The organism is Ruminococcus sp. AF17-22AC (assembly GCF_003460065.1).
In the GTDB taxonomy this organism is placed as follows: Bacteria; Bacillota; Clostridia; order Lachnospirales; family Lachnospiraceae; genus Blautia_A.
Genome location: NZ_QRXT01000008.1, coordinates 25,648 through 43,768 on the forward strand (window position 1 = coordinate 25,648; position 18,121 = coordinate 43,768).

Here is an 18,121-nt window from a genome sequence, read left to right on the forward strand (position 1 = left end):
AAAAACTTCACAATGTAAAACAGGGCCTTGCCCTAACAAAAAAGCTTTCCCAATCACAGAAATGGCCAATCAGCCTTTCGTTATTTCCGCGGAAGGTATCGATTATGACATCCATCAGGTACTGAAAGAAACCGGCATCGAACCGGATATCCGTTTTTCCTCCATGGATGATCATGTGGTGATCTCTATGGTTGCCAATAATCTCGGAATCAGCATGCTTCCAAATCTTGTTATCGGAAATGCACGTGCCCAGATTCAGGCATTGCCTCTGGAACCCAATTTTTCCAGAGAACTTGGTATCGGTATCCGTTCCTATGCCGGTCTCTCTCCTGCTGCACAGCAGTTCATCACTGCCATTCATGAACATATAAATACTTTTTAAATTCTAGTATCAGTCAACGTGTGACTCACTCGGGATATTCCTATTCCGTATAGGTATTTCCATTCTCATCAGTCCAGGTACCATCACCATTGTCAGTATAGCCTACACCGTTTGAATCACGATAATAATAATCACCGTTTGTAGTCTCTTTTATATCCACCGTTCCATTGACGCCCTGAAGCTCACGCTGCTCCAGTTCGATTCCGAAATGATAATTCTCATCATTCCATGTACTATAGGAATTTCCATTGGCATCTGCCCAGGCACCATTTCCCTGATAACTGTAACGGAAGCCATTATCATCAGAATAAGTTCCGTTTCCGTTATCGTAAAGAACTCTGGATTCGGTATCACCTTCGCCAGCTGCCACGATTGATGCAACTCCGGAAGAACCACTGAATCCACTGGTGTATGGCACTCCGTCCGGCAGCTGCTCATAATAATAGCCATCACCATCGGTAGGATAATCATTTTCAGAGGTTGTATTTTCCGTTGCCTGCGCATTGTTTTCCCCGTCAGATACAGATGACATTTCCGTAGCATTTTTTTCTGTGGATTTTTCCACATTTTGTGACATATTCTCTGCATCCGTTACTTCTGTATCATCCTGCCCGCTCTGTGTTTCCGTGATTTCCTGCATATCTACCAGTTCAGAAGTCTTCTCTGTCTGCTGCATCGGATTCTCATTACGAATCTCATTCCCCTCTGCCTGACCGGTTCTTTCCGTACCGGCAGACACTGCAGCTTCCGTTAGTTCTGACGAAATATTAAACGCCAGATTACCACCTGCTAAAAGCGCCGCCATCAGAATTCCCGGAAGGATTCCTCTTCGAAGCTTTCGTATATTTATCATATACATAATTCTGTCCCTGAATACCATTCCGCTGTCATTCAGGCTCGCTGTTACATACGGAACCTGATTATCCATTGCAACAGTTCGAAGAAGCAGCTGCCTGTACATACTGCATTCCTTCTTGTTCACGCTGTGTACGACTGCCGTATCACACAGATTCTCAATGTCTTCATCTGCCTCCTTCAACATCAGAAGAAGAAATGGATTAAACCAGTACACAGAAGCACCGATTCGAAGGAGCATCTTATACCAGAGGTCTTTGTGGTAATAATGTGTCAGTTCATGATAGAATACAAGTTTTCGTTCTTCTGCCGAATAACCGGTTGCCGGAAGATACAGTCTTGTACGAAAAAGCCCGGCCAGAAGCGGTGTCGTAAGTCCTGCATTCTGCCTCAGCTCCGGAGCTTTTCGAATATGTCTGTTTCTGCATGCCTTTCTGTATATCTGAATGCTTACCGGATCACTGACCGGAAGACTCATTCTCTCCAGATTTTTCACTGACAGATAGTACGCCACAAATTCTCCCGTCATTTTCAGGATTGCCACAATCAGCCAGACTGTAAGAAAAATACCTGCTGCAATTCCCGCCCATTTACCATTCTCATGAATAGCCGATGGCTTTTGAATGGAAACTCCTGCGAAATTCTGTGTATTTTCACTCACAGGCTGTGCAGTATCAGAGACCTTTGTAGTCTGCACCTTCCTCTGAACACCGCTTTCCGTGACAGACTGCTGCACTTTAAAATCCACAATCGAAAATGCAGCCGGCAAACGTATCGGAATCAGAAGGCTGAGCACGACAAACATCCATATGAAATATTTCCACCTGGCTGATACTTTATTTTTAAGTGGACGCGCAAGCAATTTTACAAGTAAAATTACAATTGCCGCAATAATATTTAATTTCAGAATATGCAAAACAAATACTTCCACAATCCACTATTCCTCCCTGTCTTCGATCTCCTTAAGAAAATCGCTAAGCTCATGAATTTCTTCCGAACTGATTTTTTTCCCCTGATAAAGGGATGTTACAAATTTTTTCAGTGAATTTCCATAAAGTTTCTCAAGAACACTCTGGCTCTCATGTGCCTGATAATCTGTCTGTGAAATCAACGGCGTATATAGATTCATTTTTCCCTGCTTGGTCACTTCTACAAAATTTTTGGCTTCCAGTCTGGTCAACAATGACAGGATTGTTGTCGGTGCAAGATTTTTCCTGGTATTGATTACTTTTTCGATCTCCGGTCGCGTCATCGGCGGAGTGCCATTCCACAGAACAAGCATAATATCAAGTTCTGATTCCGGAAGCCTCTGATATGTTTTTTTCACTTTTTCGCCTCCCTCTGTCACTAATTTCTACAAATGTAGGATCAATTTAATTGTATCATATTCGCAACCAATTACAACTGTTTCCTTTTCAAAACGAAACAACTCACTTGTCAGTTTTCTGTATAATTGTTTCCATTCTCATCACTCCATGTTCCGTCACCGTTATCAGTAAATCCTGTCCCATTATCATCACGGAAATAGTAATCTCCATTTGTAGTCTGTGTAACTGTCACGCTGTTGCCGTCTGCATCTGTAAGGGTGTGCTGTTCAAGCTCTGCTCCCATATAATGTGTATCATCATTCAATGCCTGCCAGGTCTTACCGTTTTGGTCTGTAAAATAAATCTCATCGTCGGTCGTGTAGACTGTTCCATCATCACCGATATATTCACTGTCATAGTTTTTATAAATGATTCTGTCTACAGAAACACTGTTTCCATTGCTATCAAATAACGTCAGCGTAGCTGTAGAAAGAACATCTGCATTTTCTTCTGAAGAACTTTCCCCATCCGAGTCACTTCCGTCTGCATCTGAAGAAGAGGAGGTCGCTCCCACACTCTGGCTGTCAGATGCATTCTTGGATGTAGAATCATAAGTAACTGCATCACTTTCCTGCCTTGCAGAAGACGGATTTCCCGGATAGGAAATGTCCTCTATCAGTTTTCTTACTTCACTGATATCATCTGCATCTTTTGCATATCCAACCGCCATATACAAGCTTTTTCCCTCAGAATAAATCGTCTGATAACATGCCTCATATGTATCATCACATCTGGCAATTTCCACCTTATCATCATCCACCGAATATTTATAGACAATTATATAATCACTGCCATTTGTGTAACTTGCATAAGCCCCTTCCGTATTCGCCTTCTGCCATCCGGAATCTGCCGGTGGCTGCATATAAAAATCACCATTCCCGGCGGCCATAACATTTCCACCGGAAAAAATGCCCAGCGCCACAGCTGTCATCAGTGTCATTAATTTTGCAGATTTCATCTTCATAATAGATTCTCCCTTTGACTTTTATTTTCTACTTTTGTAGAAGTTGTTTTTATTCTACATCTGTAGAACATTTCTGTCAATTCTTTTTTTCTACAATTGTAGAATTTTGGAACGCTTGCTGTACCACTGCCATCTCCTCGATATGTAAAAAAAATCCACTGTAATATTCCCCGTTCACAGTAAGTAACTGTCGGCTTTCTATTACAGTGGAAAAATCTCGTACCTGCTATTTTTGTTTTCTCAGAAAAATTACATTCCTTTTGCTTTCTTCACGCACTCCAACTGTGCCTCGATCACTGCGCTGCGCAGTCCCTTTTCTTCCAGAACACGTACTGCCTGAATCGTCGTTCCTGCCGGTGAACATACCATATCTTTCAGTTCACCCGGATGTTTGCCTGTCTCCAGCATCAGTTTCGCACTTCCGAGTACGGCCTGTGCCGCAAATTTATACGCCTGTGCACGCGGCATTCCATCCGCAACCGCTGCATCTGCCATCGCCTCAAGAAACATAAATACATATGCCGGAGAACTTCCTGAAACTCCAACCACTGCATCCATCAGATGTTCCGGGATCACTTCTGACTTACCAAAGGTATTGCAGAGTTTTACTGCCAGCGCTGTCTCTTCCTCTGTCACCAGATCATTCACACAAAGAGCTGTCATGCCTTCTCCGACCATCGCCGGTGTATTTGGCATTGTACGGATGATTTTTGTCCCTTCTCCCAGATGTTCCCCGAGCCACTGCAAAGTTTTACCCGGTGCAATGGAAATAAAAATCTGTCCTTCTTTTACATTATCTTTGATTTCATCCAGCACTTCTTCCAGAAACTGCGGTTTCACTGCCAGAAAAACTACATCGGCAAATTCCACAACCTGTGCGTTCGTATCCGCCTTCTGAATGCCGAGTTCCTTCTCAATCTTTTCGCGGGTTTTGTCTGTTTTGGCAGATGCAATGATATCTGTTGCTGCCACCTCACTGCTTTTCAGAATTCCTTTTAAAATGGCTGTCGCCATATTTCCACAACCGATAAAACCAATCTTCATGATAATCTCCTCCTTGGGTGAAAACGTTGTTACCCATATGATACCCGTTTCCACCCAAAAAGTAAAATACTATCTTATTATTTCATTCATTCTAAAAATGTCAACATTAAATTCGACATTTTTTCATGTTTTTATCGTTTTGCCGTTTTGCACAATACGTAGCCTGTTTTATTGTATATTTTCACTTTTAGGCAGCGCAATAGTAAGGCTGCCACTGCTGCCAGCCTCTCACGCTCCCTATTTCCGTTCTTATGCAAGCTGCTTTACCTCTTCCTCGAATAGTTCCCCTGCTGAATGATAGCCATGTATTTTGCGTGGGTATCCGTTTATCCAGTTCTCTATACTCTCTACCTCTTCCTCTGTCCTGTCGTCAAAATTTGTGCCTTTCGGTATCTTCCGGCGTATCATCTTATTTGTTACCTCATTTGTGCCACGCTCCCAACTGCTGTACGGGTGGCAGTAATATACCTTTGTCCTCTTTTCTCCCTCGTTGATAATAGAACGCTGTAAGCCCTCTGCATCTGCAAACTCGCTGCCGTTGTCTACTGTGATTGTCTTAAATACCCGCTTAAACATATCAGCGCCCCATTTTCTTTCTAATCTATCCAGTGCCGCTACCACTGCCTCGTCTGTATGGTCTGGCAGTTTAAATATAATCTCGTTTCTGGTTTTCCGCTCTGTCAGTACCAGCAACGTATTTTTTGACTTTCCCCGCTTACCTAAAACGCTGTCCATTTCCCAGTTGCCAAACTCTTCCCGTGTATCTATCTCTTTCGGGCGTTTGTCTATACTCTCTCCTGCTGCCGCCCTTTTCTGTTGCCTCTGTACTTTCTTATAATTTCTCTTCTTATTCTTCTTTACTGGCAAATTCTTATTAGACAGCTTAAGGAAAATACCCTTATCAATGTAGCTGTATAAGGTCGTTACGCATACTGTTACGGAAAATTCCCCCTCTTTCCCCTGTGCTTTCAATTCTCCCAGTACCGCAGCTGGGCTATAATCTTCATTTACTATTTTATCCTCTATATAATTTGCGTATGCAATATCGTTTCCTATTTTAAGCTGTGTACCCCTTGCCTTTAAATTTTCCTCTGCTTTCATTTGTGCCTTGTTTGGGCTATAACTTAATGTTTCTGTATAGTCGCTATTTCTGTGCATATATTCCCCTCGCTTAAGCTCATTGTATATAGTGCTGCGGTGTACGCCCAGCTGTTCTGCTATCTCTATCACGCTATGCCCTGCTTTTTTCAATGCCTCAATACTTATACGGTCTGTCCATGTCAGCTGTCGGCTGCCTTTCTTATTCGCCATTTCTGCTACCTCTCTTTCGTTCCTGTTCTTTCCCCATATACGACGAAAAGCCGCAAACTCTTTTACAAGTCTGCGGCTTATGCCTTTACCTATTTACAACACTTTTTACAAGCGGTGTATTTCTTCTTTGCTTGGCTTAGCGGTATGCTCTTTGGGTTTTTCATTCCCGAACAGTTAGGCTTACTATGGTATTTTTTGTTGCTACGGTCTACATATACTGTAGTTTCTCCCGTATGCTGGCTTACGCTGGGCGTTGCGTCCTCGATTACGTCAAGCTCTATATTGCACCCGAACGTCTGTACCCCCCCCCAGAAATTTCCAGTATTTCTGCGGTGTAGCGGGCTTTCGGGTACTTTCTCGCTAAGTCCCCCGCCAGCTCTGCCGATAGATTGCCTATTACCTTATCGCCCCACTTTACGTATGCGGCAGGCTCTCCGTTGTATGTGTACTTTTCTACTGTAATATCTTCACTGCCGGACATTCTGCTTAAAATATCCTGCCTGTTTTCTCCGTCCTCATTATTGAACGTCACGCCTACTACTTTCGTTCTGATTGTATCTAAAACCCTGCTACCAGATGCGGCGGCAGGCGCTGACGTTCTGTTTTCGTTCTCTTTTCCTGCGCTTTTCTTTTTCAGTCCAAAATAGGCGCATACTGCTGCAATCACAATGCAACCCACCCCACCTGTTATATTTCCAGACGGCAGCGCCGTTAAACCGCTTACTGCAAATAATGCAGCCACTACCAATAAAATTACCTTTTTCTTTGTCATAGTAAGCCCTCGCTTTCGTTTCTACTTCAATTCTAAAATTTCATCAGCAGAGGCGTTAAGCTCTCTGCAAATTTTCGCCAGTGTTATTGCGTTTGGCGTAAGCTCGTTGTTTTCCCAGCGGCTTATATCTTTCTGGTATACTTGCAGGCGCTCTGCAAGTTCCTTTTGCGTCACGCCTGCCGCTTTTCGTGCTTTTTTAATGTTTTCGCCTAAATTCATGCCTTGCCCTCTCTTCTATTCCATACCAGTAATGCAAAGCATATTATATATAATGCCACTTTCACACCGTCCAGTATGGATAGCGTTTTAAAATCTCCGTCCATAATATCAAGTACCACTAACGCCACCAGTAAAAAGCTGATTTTCTTATTCATATTTTTTGTAGGGTGTGATATACTGTTTTTAGAAAAGCAATACCCCTTTTGGGGGGCTGCCCTTTGCAGGGCAGCTTATGTATTTACTTTTTCTTCTTGGACTTTTTAGATTTCTTTTGTTTTACCAGCTGGCGGGCTGTTAATGTTAAAACTAAGATTTCTACTAAGTCCTTTATTATTTCCAGTATATCATGTATGGTATCCATTCCCTTTTCTCCTTTCCAGTGCTTTGCACTTATTTGTATCTATCTCCTTTCTATGGTTTAATTATATACCGTTTTCGGTATATTGTCAATGATTATTTATCACAATATGCAAAAAAAATAGAGGGCAGACAGCAAACCGCCCACCCTCGAAAACTTAAGCTAATCTTGTGGCATAATCTAAGCTAATCCAGCCTGCGCCACTCTTCAAGCGTCCCCAGCCTGCGCTTGCGCCCTGTCCGGCTTTCACTTCCACAATGGTAAATACTCCCTTTCCTGTGGTTTCTCCTGTCTTTGCATAGTTCGTGCCTGCTCCCGTTCTGATATTAAGGTCTAAAATATCCACCTGTACGCTAAACGGAACGCCTGCGCTTGCCTGCTGCCCCGCTGCGGTATATACCGCCTTGCCGTTATCATCATATACAGTATAACCCGCCTTGCAAGCGCTCTTTGCATTTTCCAGCGACGTAAACGCCCCCAGCTGGCTTGCTGCGTCCGTCCAGCTCTTGCGCACTCTGTAATACTTTGTACCGTTTTCTGCTGCATACTTTTTATAGTATCCCTCGCCGTACTCTGCACGCTTTTTCTTTACTGTTTCGCTCTGGTCTGCTGGCTTTTCATATCCAGTAAGAACGGCATCAGATGCAGCACGCACACTGCCCGCCTTTTTCAGTGCGTCCATTACTGCTGTGTATCCCTGCAATTCTTCCCATAAAAAGCCCAGCTGCATATTAAGGTCTGCAATGGATACGCCCGCCTGTTTTGCATGATTAAGCAGCGCCTGCTTTCTGCTCCAATACGTCCACTGTGCCAGCCCATAGCCTGCACTGTCCTTTACAAAATTGCCATAGCTGCCATTATCCACCGCTGCTGTATATTCTGCGTCCGTTTTTCCCAGCTTATTGTTATTGGTATTCTGTAAGTTGTTCGGCATAAGCCCGCTTTCAGCGTACAGATTACCCATAATACCAGCCACGGCATAAGCATTTAAGCCCTTGCCTGTAAGAAAATCCCAGATTGTTTTTTCATTACTTCCCTGCGGCGTTTCTGCCTGTCCGCTGATTTTACGCTTAAACTCGTCCCATACGTGCTGTGTGCAGTTATATACATCTTTGTCACCTTTTTTCGCCTTTCGTATCAAAAATTCATTCATCGTAGTCTCCATTCTCCTGTATTCGACCGGTCGTCAGGAAATGTTGTGTAAAAGCTTTGTTTATGTGCTTCTACTTATTAGACGCGCAAAACATCAAAAAGGATGCAGATTTTTTCATAAAATTTTCCACATGCAAAAAATACCGCAGAGTCACTGGAAGGGATATGGCTCTGTGGCATGTTATTGTACTACTTTGCAAGCAGCATGGACAGATAAGAAGTTCTCGTGGTGTCCTGCATAGAATAGCCGATCGTCTGCAGTATTTCTTTAACCTTATCCAGTGCTGCTTCTTTTTTTTCTTCTGTTTCGACAATAATCTCCAGTTCCAGATAATCCCCAAGATTGGTAACAGTATCAACGCACGCTGTGATATTCTCCCTGTGAAAATACTGTCTCAGCTTTTCTACCGGAGGTACCGGTCGAAAACCGATGTGTTCGAGTATTTTACGACAGATTTTGGCATCCCCTACAGTTGTTTCCAACTCCTGTCTGGTCATGGAAATATTATCCATTTTTGCCCCCTTGTATGTAATGGCTGCACTCCTCTTGCCTGTCATTCGATTCTCCGTACTGCGTACACGAAAAGCCTCATCCAAAGCGGCAAAATCATGATGATCTGACGTATAATAAGTATCCGATTCCAGAACAAGATCTGCCCTCACAAAACCCGTTTCTTCCAGAACCCTCTCTATATCTGTCCTGCTGTTTATCTTTAGTTTAATCTCAACTTCTACACTCATATTTGCTCCTGCTCCTTACATTAAAATACTGTCCGATTACCAGTTATTTTCTGTTACTTCCAGCCACTGATATGGATTTCTTTTTACTTAATATATCACAAGTTCATATCAAACACATCTGAAACCTGACACATAATTCTAATATCCATCCGTTCCCCCAATAGTATGTCATTTCGCAGGAAAGCCTTGCCTTACCATCTTCCCAGACTCAAAAATCCAATAAAAAAGAGGAACCCTTCATACGAAAATCTCCCCTCCTGAAACACCAGGAGATATTTTCAAAGGATTCCCCATACAACAAAATTTCTTATCCACACCCAGCCCAGGGTGTGCAGAGGGACGGGCGACGTCCCTTTGCGGTTTTATATGATTCTTTAAATCACATAATCTTTCTGAACAGATCTTTCAGATCTTCCACACTGGCATCTTTCGGGTTGCCCGGTGCGCATGCATCAGCGTGTGCAGATTCTGCAAGGAACTGAAGATCTTCTTCTTTAATTGCTTCCAGTTTTGTCGGAATTCCTACATCAACAGAAAGCTTTCTGACTGCATCGATTGCAGCTTTTCTGTACTCTTCCTGTGTCATGGAATCTACATCTTTGACACCCATAGCACGGGCGATTTCACGGTACTTTTCACCTGTACATTCCTGATTATATTCCATAACGATCGGGAGCATCATTGCGCATGCAACACCATGTGGTGTATCATAAACAGCACCCAGAGTATGTGCCATGGAATGTGCGATTCCAAGGCCTACATTTGAGAATCCCATACCTGCAATATACTGTCCAAGTGCCATTCCCTCACGGCCTTCTTTTGTGTTTTCTACTGCACCGCGAAGAGATTTGGAAATCAGTTCGATTGCTTTCAGATGGAACATATCTGTCATTTCCCATGCAGCTTTTGTGGTATAGCCTTCGATTGCATGTGTCAGTGCATCCATACCTGTAGAAGCGGTCAGACCCTTAGGCATAGAAGACATCATTTCCGGATCAACTACTGCGATGATCGGCATATCATGTGGGTCAACACATACGAATTTACGTTTTCTTTCTACATCAGTGATAACATAGTTGATGGTAACTTCTGCAGCAGTTCCTGCTGTTGTCGGAACTGCAATGATCGGTACACAAGGTTTCTTTGTCGGTGCAGTGCCTTCCAGACTTCTTACATCTTCAAATTCCGGATTCGCAATGATAATTCCGATTGCTTTTGCTGTGTCCATGGAAGATCCGCCACCGATTGCAACGATATAATCTGCACCGGATTTCTTAAATGCAGCTACACCATTCTGTATATTCTGGATTGTCGGGTTTGCCTTAATATCTGAGTAAATTTCATATTCCAGGCCATCTTTTTCAAGGACATCTGTTACCTTACTTGTAACATTAAATTTAATCAGATCCGGGTCGGAACATACAAAAGCTTTCTTAAATGCATGTGCTTTTGCCTCGTTTGCGATCTCAGCGATTGCGCCTGCTCCGTGATAAGAAGTTCCATTCAAATTGATTCTGTTTGCCATGATTAAACATTCCTTTCTTACTTGTCTGCACATTGTCTTTTGCATCTGTACAGCATTATTTGCTTGGACTTTGTCATTATATTAACAATGCATCCATAAAAAAGAAAGTTACAAAATCCGTTGAGTGTAACGTTTCCTGTAACTTTCGTGATTTGTTCCAAATTTATATATTCATGTTCAGTAAAAATGACAGTGTATTTTCTATATAGCGTCTGTTTGTTCAATAAAATCCCTTTATTTACGGGATTTTTGTAATGTCAATTTAAAATTTCAAGATCCACAAAAACCTCTGCAAGTTTTCCCGGCATACCGTCAACCACTGTCTGAGCAAGTTCCTCCGGTGTACATGTCAACTCTCCTGTCACCCATCTGATCGTCATATAGATCGAGCTTTGGCAGTACATTTCCAAAAGATAATGAATGTTTTCTCCGGCTTTTTTGCCACTTTTTTCACAAATCAGATTTTCATAAAATTCTAGAATCAATTCAAAATCATGCTGTCTGAGAGAGTTCTGTTCATCATAGCGAAATGCCGCAGCAAAAAATGTCTGCTCTTCCTGAATATAAGTAAACTTCTTCACAAGCGCATCGTAAACTGTTTTTCCCTGTCCCATATGCTCAAAAGATTTTGCCAAAAGCTTGTCAAAATACCAGTTGATCAGATCATATTTATCCAGAAAATTTCTGTAAAAAGTCTGCCTGGTAAGCCCACATTCTTCCGTAATCTGCTTTACAGTAATGTTTTCTACCGGAGTGGATTTCATACATTCTTTCATTGCTCTTGCAAGCCGATATTTTGTTTTTTCTCCCTTGGTCAGATCTCTCTGGTTGCCTGTTTCAGCCATTCTTTTTCATCCTCATTTAAGTATGGTGTGATTGTCTCATACACTTTGCGATGGTAATCATTTAATAGTTTTCTTTCATGGTCAGACATCTGTTTCGGATCAATTCCATCCAGATCAAACGGTACCATTGTCAGTGTTTCGAAGCGCATAAACTGTCCGAAAGAAGTCTTTTCTGCTTTCCGGCAGAGTACAAGATTCTCGTGACGGATTCCAAATTCTCCCTCCAGATAATAGCCCGGTTCATCAGAAGTAAGCATACCTTCTTCCAGTATCGGTGCCGGATGATCCGGGAGATTTTTCCAGCGAAAACCATTCGGTCCTTCATGTACATTTAAAAGGTAACCAACACCATGTCCGGTGCCATGATTATAGTCCTCTCCCAGTTCCCAGAGTGGTCCACGCGCAAGATAATCGAAATTTAATCCGGTACATCCATACTTAAATTTCGCAGCTGCCAGATTCAGATTTCCACGCAGAACCGCGGTAAAATATTTCTTTTCTTTATTGCTGACCGGACCAAGAACTATCGTTCTTGTAATGTCTGTCGTTCCTTCCAGATAATGTCCGCCCGTATCTGCAAGTACCATTCCTTTCGCCTCAAGCGGAATATCCGTCTCCTTTGTTGCACTGTAATGCACAATAGCAGCGTGTGTTCCATATGCAATAATCGGGTCAAAACTGTCCCCGAGAAAATGCTCCTGTTCGCTTCGGAATTGATAGAGTTTTTCCGCCGCACTCAATTCTGTGATTGTCTCTTTTTCCACATTTGTTTTCAGCCAGTGAATGAATTTAGTAACCGCAACACCATCTTTGATGTGTGCGAGTCTCTCATTTTCCATCTCTGTAAAGTTCTTGACAGCTTTCGGAAGAAGTGTCAGATTTACCTCATCCAAAATCACCGCATCTGCCGGAATATTGCTCACAAGACGGCTGTTGACACCGGATTTGGAGAGAAAGATTCTGCTGCCGGACGGTATCGCCTGCACGTAAGAATAGACTTCATTATATGGATAAATTTTCACTCCGTCAGCTTCCAGATTCTCACAGATTTTCTGCGCAAAGGCACTGACATTTGCATATAACCGAAGCTCGGTATCTGTCATGATCAGATAAGAAAGCACCACCGGGCAACAGTGAATATCATTGCCTCGGATATTCAAAAGCCACGCAATATCATCCAGTGAAGTCAGTACAAAAACGTCTGCATTTTTTGCTTTCATCTGCTCGCGGATCTTTGCAATTTTATCTGCTCTTGTCTCACCGGCCCACTTTACATCAAGCTCCATCACCGGTTCACATGAAAGTGCCGGACGGTCTTTCCAGATTTCCCCGATCAGATCATCATCCACCGAAAAACTAATGTCTTTTTCTCCCAGAAGCTGCTGCAATTCTTCCGCTTCTTTCGCACTTACTGTACGTCCGTCAAATCCCAGACACATCTTCTGTTCCAGTTTTTCTTTCAGAAATTCATGGACGGTCGGAACTCCCGGTTCCCCGGATTTAAACAGTTCGATCGTACTTCCCTTAAGCTGATCTGCCGCCTGAATAAAGTATCTGCCATCCGTCCAGAGTCCTGCCATATCCTTCATGATAACCGCTGTTCCTGCCGAACCCGTAAAACCTGTAATATATTTTCTGCATTTAAAATAATCACCCACATATTCCGAACCGTGGAAATCATCCGTCGGAACCAGATATGCATCGACTCCTTTTTCTTTCATAAGAATACGAAGAGCTTCCAGCCTTTCTTTTACTGTCATAACCTACGCCTCCCGCCTGATAATCTGTAAATCTGTAATCCATGTTAAACAGATTCTTTCTGTTTGTCAACTAAGGGAGCTGCCCTTATACCCCGTCAGGGGACCTCGCCGGTCCCCTGACAACCCCTGGGCGTAAATATAAAGATTTCTTCTTTTACCTAAATATGTAAACATACAAAAAGTACCAGAACACCCTATCTATGTGTGGAGAAGGGTATCCTGGTACTCTGACATTCTATTGGTTTAATTGAATTAATTCTTGCTTTGCGTGGCCTGGTGGGGTGCGCGAGGGGAGAGCGGCCTTCGCAACTGTGAGCGCCCTCCCCTCGCACAAGGTTTTACCTGATTGCCAAATCATTGGCGGGCTGACGGGCAGTCCCCGGCAATCTTAAATACGATCTTTCGGACATTCTGCTTTTCTTTATTTTTTATGCAGGGCATATGTGCATCCTGCGGTGCATAATATCCGAATGTTCCTTCTGTAAGAAGATTGAACCCGTGATCCTCTGCTTTTTTGTAAAACAGAATGTCCTGAACCGGCGTCCTGTCTTCTTCCACCTCCAGTTCATCTGCAAAATCCACATAAATACGCTCTTCGCCTTCTTCCATAAACTGAAGATCCGCATATTTTCTGTGCGCTTCCATTCGGGCATCGTCGTTATCTTTTGTCTCATAAGTCTGCACCAGAGCAAACAGCTTCTCACCATCCAGCTCATAGCGTCCTTCCGCAAGATGCTCACTTTTGTCCTGTTTTATAAAATCTCTTATGAGTTTTCCGTATTCTGCAAATTCTCTGTATCTGTCAAGATTTTCTATTTTATCAAAAATCATGCTCCTGTCTCCTGTTTTGGTTTGTCCTTGCCAAAAAGTTTCTTTACAACAGGTCCGAGTACCGGCGACAGAAGGGAAATTGCTGCCAGTGCAAGGAAAACTGCGCAAATCGGGTGAGTCAGGAAAATGGAGAAGTTTCCGTCACTCATGGTAAGGGCGCCTCTGAAGTTTGTTTCTGCCAGTGCTCCAAGAATGATACCAATTACGATTGCAGACATGGAAAACTCTGTCTTATTCATAAAGTATCCGAGGAAGCCACAGAATACCATTACAAATACATCGTTCATGGAATTGTTATAAGCATAGGCACCAACAAAAGTAAGAGTAAAAATAACAGGGAGCAGGATCTCTTTTGGAATATTTACAACCTTGACAAATACTCTGATCAGAGAGAATCCCATAAGACCCATAACTGCGTTTGCAAGAAGAAGGCCGATAAAAATTGCATATACAGAGCTTGCCTGCTCTTTAAAAAGCAGCGGTCCAGGCTGCATTCCCTGAACCATCAATGCTCCAAGCATGATTGCAGTCGCACCATCACCGGGAATACCAAGTGTCAGCATCGGGATCATTGCACCACCGGATACGGAGTTGTTTCCGGCCTCCGGAGCAACGATACCTTCCGGTTCACCATTGCCAAAATTGTCTTTATATTTTGACCATCTCTTTGCCTGATCATAAGAAACAAACGAAGCGATGTCACCACCTGTTCCAGGTACACATCCAATAAAGGTTCCGATAATAGAGGAACGGAGAAGTGTTACAAACACTCTCTTAAGATCCTCCCATGTAGGAAATACTCTGGTAAGTTTTACATCTGTTTTTACATATTTTTCTTTATAACAGTCCTCCACGCTCTGAAGAACCTGAGAAAAAGCAAACAGTCCGATCAGAATCGGTACAAAAGAAATACCGCCCAGAAGATATGTAGAACCAAAAGCAAAACGCACAGAACCGCTCAGATTATCAATTCCAATAGTTGCGATAAACAGTCCGATGAATCCTCCCAAAAGACCTTTTAAGATAGATCCTGAAGAAACACTGGTGATGATGCTAAGTCCGAATACTGCAAGTGCAAAGTACTCTGGTTTTGAAAATTTCAGTGCCACAGATGCAAGCATTGGAGAAAAGATGATCAGGCAGATTGCACTGAAAATTCCTCCAAATGTGGAACCAAACGTAGATAAACCAAGTGCCCGTCCCGGCTGCTTCAATTTCGTTGCCATCGGATATCCGTCCAGGGTGGTTGCTACAGATGCCGGTGTGCCCGGTGTTTTCAAAAGGATTGCCGAAATGGATCCTCCGTATATCGCTCCACAGTATATACCAAGGAGCATCAGGATTCCACCGACTCCCTGGAACGCAAACGTAAGTGGAAACAAAAGCGCAATACCCATGTTTACAGAAAGTCCCGGCATTGCTCCGATCAGGATACCTGCACCGGTTCCGAAAATAAGGCCTGCCAGATTGCCTATCGTAAATACATTGCCAAGTGCTACTAAAATGTCAGACATTCTTCTACCTCCTTATCTCATAAATATCGGTGCCGGCAGAGAAATATTCAGAAGCATGCCGAACAGAATATAAACAGCTGCCAGTGTAATAATCGTTGTAAGAGCAATCTTCTTTACGCTCCGTACTTCCATCAGATACATCAGTGCCGGAATGAACAACAGTGCACCAATATAAAATCCGAGAAAATACAGCACCACACAGAACAGAACAATAATTCCAAAAAGGATATAAACTCTGATATTTGCCGGTGTTGAGATTGTAAATGTCTTTGCTTCAAGTTTTTCTTTATTTTTAATCGTTGAAATCAGTAGGCATACTGAAAAAACAATGATCAGAATGCCAAGCATCATCGGCCAGAATCCGGCTCCCGGATCACCTTCGCCAATTTTTATTTTAAGTGACGAAGCCAGCGCCACAACACCCACACCGACCAAAAGCATGATCACAGAAATTATATAATTTGCTTTTTTCATGTTTCCCATTTTATTTGCCTCCTATGACGCAGACAGAAGGATTTTCCTCCTGCCTGCATGACAGTCCGTTTATTCAGTCTCAATATCTTTTAAGAGATCTTCATACATTGCATAGTCATCTTCCATCATCTTCTGGCAGTCATCTCCAATGATGCACTGTGGATCAATACCCTGTTTTTCGAAGTATTCTTTGAATTCATCACTTTCGCAGGTTGTCTTTGCTGCATCTCTCAGCTGCGTCAGAATTTCTTCAGGTGTATCTTTCGGAGCTACAAGACTTGCCCATGCACGGATCACCAGATCATGTCCCAATTCTTTGAAAGTAGGAACATCTGGATAAATGCTGGAACGTTCTTCAGACATAACACCAAGAATCTTCATCTCTCCAGCATCTACCTGTGACTTATAGCTGGACGGATCAGCGATCGTTGCATCAATATGTCCGCCGGTAAGTGCCGCAGCAATATCTGCGGAACCATTCGGATAAGGAATATGTTTCAGTTCCACACCAAATTCTTTTTCAAAACTTACTGCTGCCACATGCCAGATAGCTCCCATACCGGAGTTTCCTACCTGAACGGTACCAGGATTTTCTTTGCAGTATGCTGCAAAATCATCAACGGAATCATATGGTGCATCCGCTGGTACGATCAGTGCTGCCGGTGCTGCGATCGGTGCACAAATTGCTGCATAATCTTCCGGTGTTACCTGGCATTTATCCTGCCATGGGAACATTGCCAGCTCAACAGTTACCATTCCAAGTGTATATCCGTCTGCTTTTGCTGCTGAGGTTTCTACCATACCGGTAACACCGCCGCCGTCCGGTTTGTTGGTTGCTACAAAATTAGCTCCATCAAGATTTTCTTTCATGTACTGAAGAAGACCTCTTGCTGCGGTATCAGTTCCACCACCTGCTGCTTTCGGAATGATAACAGAAATATCTTTGCCCGGATACTTGTCTGATCCACCTGCACTTCCACATCCTGCCATTGTCGTTACTGCCATTGCTCCTGCGAGTACCAGTGCTGCTACTTTTTTACACTCCATAATTTTTTCCTCCCTTGATTATCCCACAATCTTTTGTTCTACACGTTTTGTAAGTTCATTAAGATCTCTTACTTCTTCTTTAAATGTTTCTGTCAGCCCCGATTTATCTTTTGTTCTGCTGTTCAGTGTCACATGAAGACCTTCCACCTCAGAAAGATGATATTTTGCATTTACAGGATAATACTGCCTCTCTATCAGCGATGCAATCGTCAGGAATTCAGAAACTTCTTTTGCTTTTTCTTCTTTATAGTGTTCGCAGAGCCATGTGTAAAGCTGCGGATGGAAATTATCCATAACTCCGCAGAAACCGGCTGCTCCTTCCCGCATAGATTCAAGCAATGTCGTTGTATTTGCGTTGTACAGTTTCAGATTGGATCCTTCGATAACTTCCAGCTTCTTTCGGATCTGTGCAATATCACAGCAGGTATCTTTCAGGAAATAAAATCTTCCTGTAGATGCACACCAGGAAATAGTTTCCGGTGTAAGCAGTCTCTTGTACGGATACGGACACTCATAAAAGCCAAGCGGAACATTCGGATCCATGTTGTCCAGAATTTTTTTGCAGTTTTCGATCCACACAGAATCATCTTCATCTTCTTTTGCCAGACGGTTGGTGATCAGAATTACTGCATCTACTCCTGTTTTTGCGATTTCATTAAGCTCTGTAATCTGATCTTCAATCTTGTCTGATACATGTCCGGATGCAATGACAGGAACTCTTCCTGCCGCAAACTCCACAGTTTTGGCTGCGTATTTTACTCTCTCATCAAGAGACAGGTAAAACATTTCGCTTGACTGACATACGGCAAACATTCCGGAAACACCGTTTTTGATGTACCAGTCCACCAGTTCTTTCAGGCCATCATAGTCAATTTTGTTGTCCTCTGTAAACGGAGTCAGCATAACCGGCCATGAACCTCCCGGGAAACGATTTTCCATTTTTTCTTCCTCCTCTTTCCT

At 42.9% G+C, this 18,121-nt stretch carries 17 protein-coding genes and 1 pseudogene; 1 reads left to right on the forward strand and 17 read right to left on the reverse strand.

What is annotated here, in order from left to right; translation table 11 throughout:
* Positions 1–46 precede the first annotated feature (46 nt).
* A pseudogene (locus DWW86_RS11765) lies at positions 47–382 on the forward strand (LysR family transcriptional regulator substrate-binding protein); the annotation flags it as partial.
* A 40-nt stretch (positions 383–422) separates the two neighbouring features.
* Here the strand turns inward: DWW86_RS11765 and DWW86_RS11770 are convergent.
* The 17 genes from DWW86_RS11770 to DWW86_RS11850 all read right to left on the reverse strand — a co-directional run bounded on the left by DWW86_RS11770 (position 423) and on the right by DWW86_RS11850 (position 18,100).
* On the reverse strand, positions 423–2,168 hold the full coding sequence (locus tag DWW86_RS11770) for a M56 family metallopeptidase (RefSeq protein WP_117943310.1): 1,746 nt from the start codon (positions 2,166–2,168) through the stop codon (positions 423–425).
* A 6-nt stretch (positions 2,169–2,174) separates the two neighbouring features.
* On the reverse strand, positions 2,175–2,564 hold the full coding sequence (locus DWW86_RS11775; protein ID WP_117943312.1) for a BlaI/MecI/CopY family transcriptional regulator: 390 nt from the start codon (positions 2,562–2,564) through the stop codon (positions 2,175–2,177).
* Positions 2,565–2,674: 110 nt separating this feature from the next.
* The gene (locus DWW86_RS11780; protein WP_181985350.1) at positions 2,675–3,568 is read right to left on the reverse strand and encodes a beta propeller repeat protein; all 894 of its coding nucleotides are present in this window, start codon (positions 3,566–3,568) and stop codon (positions 2,675–2,677) included.
* A 249-nt stretch (positions 3,569–3,817) separates the two neighbouring features.
* A complete protein-coding gene (gene proC, locus DWW86_RS11785; protein WP_117943314.1) occupies positions 3,818–4,612 on the reverse strand; it encodes a pyrroline-5-carboxylate reductase in 795 nt (264 codons plus the stop codon).
* 249 nt (positions 4,613–4,861) lie between these two features.
* On the reverse strand, positions 4,862–5,923 hold the full coding sequence (locus tag DWW86_RS11790) for an IS30 family transposase (RefSeq protein WP_117943316.1): 1,062 nt from the start codon (positions 5,921–5,923) through the stop codon (positions 4,862–4,864).
* A 277-nt stretch (positions 5,924–6,200) separates the two neighbouring features.
* Positions 6,201–6,695, reverse strand: a complete 495-nt coding sequence (locus DWW86_RS11795; protein WP_117943317.1) for a hypothetical protein — start codon at positions 6,693–6,695, stop codon at positions 6,201–6,203.
* A 21-nt stretch (positions 6,696–6,716) separates the two neighbouring features.
* Positions 6,717–6,914: a helix-turn-helix domain-containing protein gene (locus DWW86_RS11800; RefSeq protein ID WP_002591290.1), complete on the reverse strand. Its 198-nt coding sequence runs from the start codon at positions 6,912–6,914 to the stop codon at positions 6,717–6,719.
* 515 nt (positions 6,915–7,429) lie between these two features.
* Positions 7,430–8,425 (reverse strand): phage tail tip lysozyme, encoded by a 996-nt coding sequence (locus DWW86_RS11805; RefSeq protein WP_353652702.1) that lies wholly within the window; start codon positions 8,423–8,425, stop codon positions 7,430–7,432.
* Positions 8,426–8,613: 188 nt separating this feature from the next.
* Complete coding sequence (gene cyaB, locus DWW86_RS11810; protein ID WP_117943318.1) at positions 8,614–9,165, reverse strand: class IV adenylate cyclase; 552 nt, start codon at positions 9,163–9,165, stop codon at positions 8,614–8,616.
* 379 nt (positions 9,166–9,544) lie between these two features.
* Positions 9,545–10,690 carry a lactaldehyde reductase gene (fucO, locus tag DWW86_RS11815; RefSeq protein ID WP_117943319.1) on the reverse strand — a complete coding sequence of 382 codons (1,146 nt, stop codon included), beginning with the start codon at positions 10,688–10,690 and terminating at the stop codon, positions 9,545–9,547.
* Positions 10,691–10,947: 257 nt separating this feature from the next.
* Entirely contained in the window at positions 10,948–11,535 is a 588-nt protein-coding gene (locus tag DWW86_RS11820; protein WP_117943320.1) for a TetR/AcrR family transcriptional regulator C-terminal domain-containing protein, read from the reverse strand.
* Positions 11,505–13,295, reverse strand: a complete 1,791-nt coding sequence (locus DWW86_RS11825) for an aminopeptidase P family protein (protein WP_117943322.1) — start codon at positions 13,293–13,295, stop codon at positions 11,505–11,507. Before DWW86_RS11825 ends, DWW86_RS11820 begins: the two co-directional genes overlap by 31 nt.
* A 354-nt stretch (positions 13,296–13,649) precedes the next feature.
* Positions 13,650–14,126 (reverse strand): NanQ anomerase/TabA/YiaL family protein, encoded by a 477-nt coding sequence (locus DWW86_RS11830; RefSeq protein WP_117943324.1) that lies wholly within the window; start codon positions 14,124–14,126, stop codon positions 13,650–13,652.
* Entirely contained in the window at positions 14,123–15,640 is a 1,518-nt protein-coding gene (locus DWW86_RS11835) for a tripartite tricarboxylate transporter permease (RefSeq protein WP_117943326.1), read from the reverse strand. The genes DWW86_RS11830 and DWW86_RS11835 overlap by 4 nt, the downstream gene beginning before the upstream one ends.
* A gap of 12 nt (positions 15,641–15,652) precedes the next feature.
* Complete coding sequence (locus DWW86_RS11840; RefSeq protein ID WP_117943328.1) at positions 15,653–16,123, reverse strand: tripartite tricarboxylate transporter TctB family protein; 471 nt, start codon at positions 16,121–16,123, stop codon at positions 15,653–15,655.
* Positions 16,124–16,183: 60 nt separating this feature from the next.
* On the reverse strand, positions 16,184–17,161 hold the full coding sequence (locus DWW86_RS11845; RefSeq protein ID WP_207661402.1) for a Bug family tripartite tricarboxylate transporter substrate binding protein: 978 nt from the start codon (positions 17,159–17,161) through the stop codon (positions 16,184–16,186).
* 18 nt (positions 17,162–17,179) lie between these two features.
* Entirely contained in the window at positions 17,180–18,100 is a 921-nt protein-coding gene (locus DWW86_RS11850) for a dihydrodipicolinate synthase family protein (protein WP_117943330.1), read from the reverse strand.
* Between the last annotated feature and the right edge of the window lie 21 nt (positions 18,101–18,121).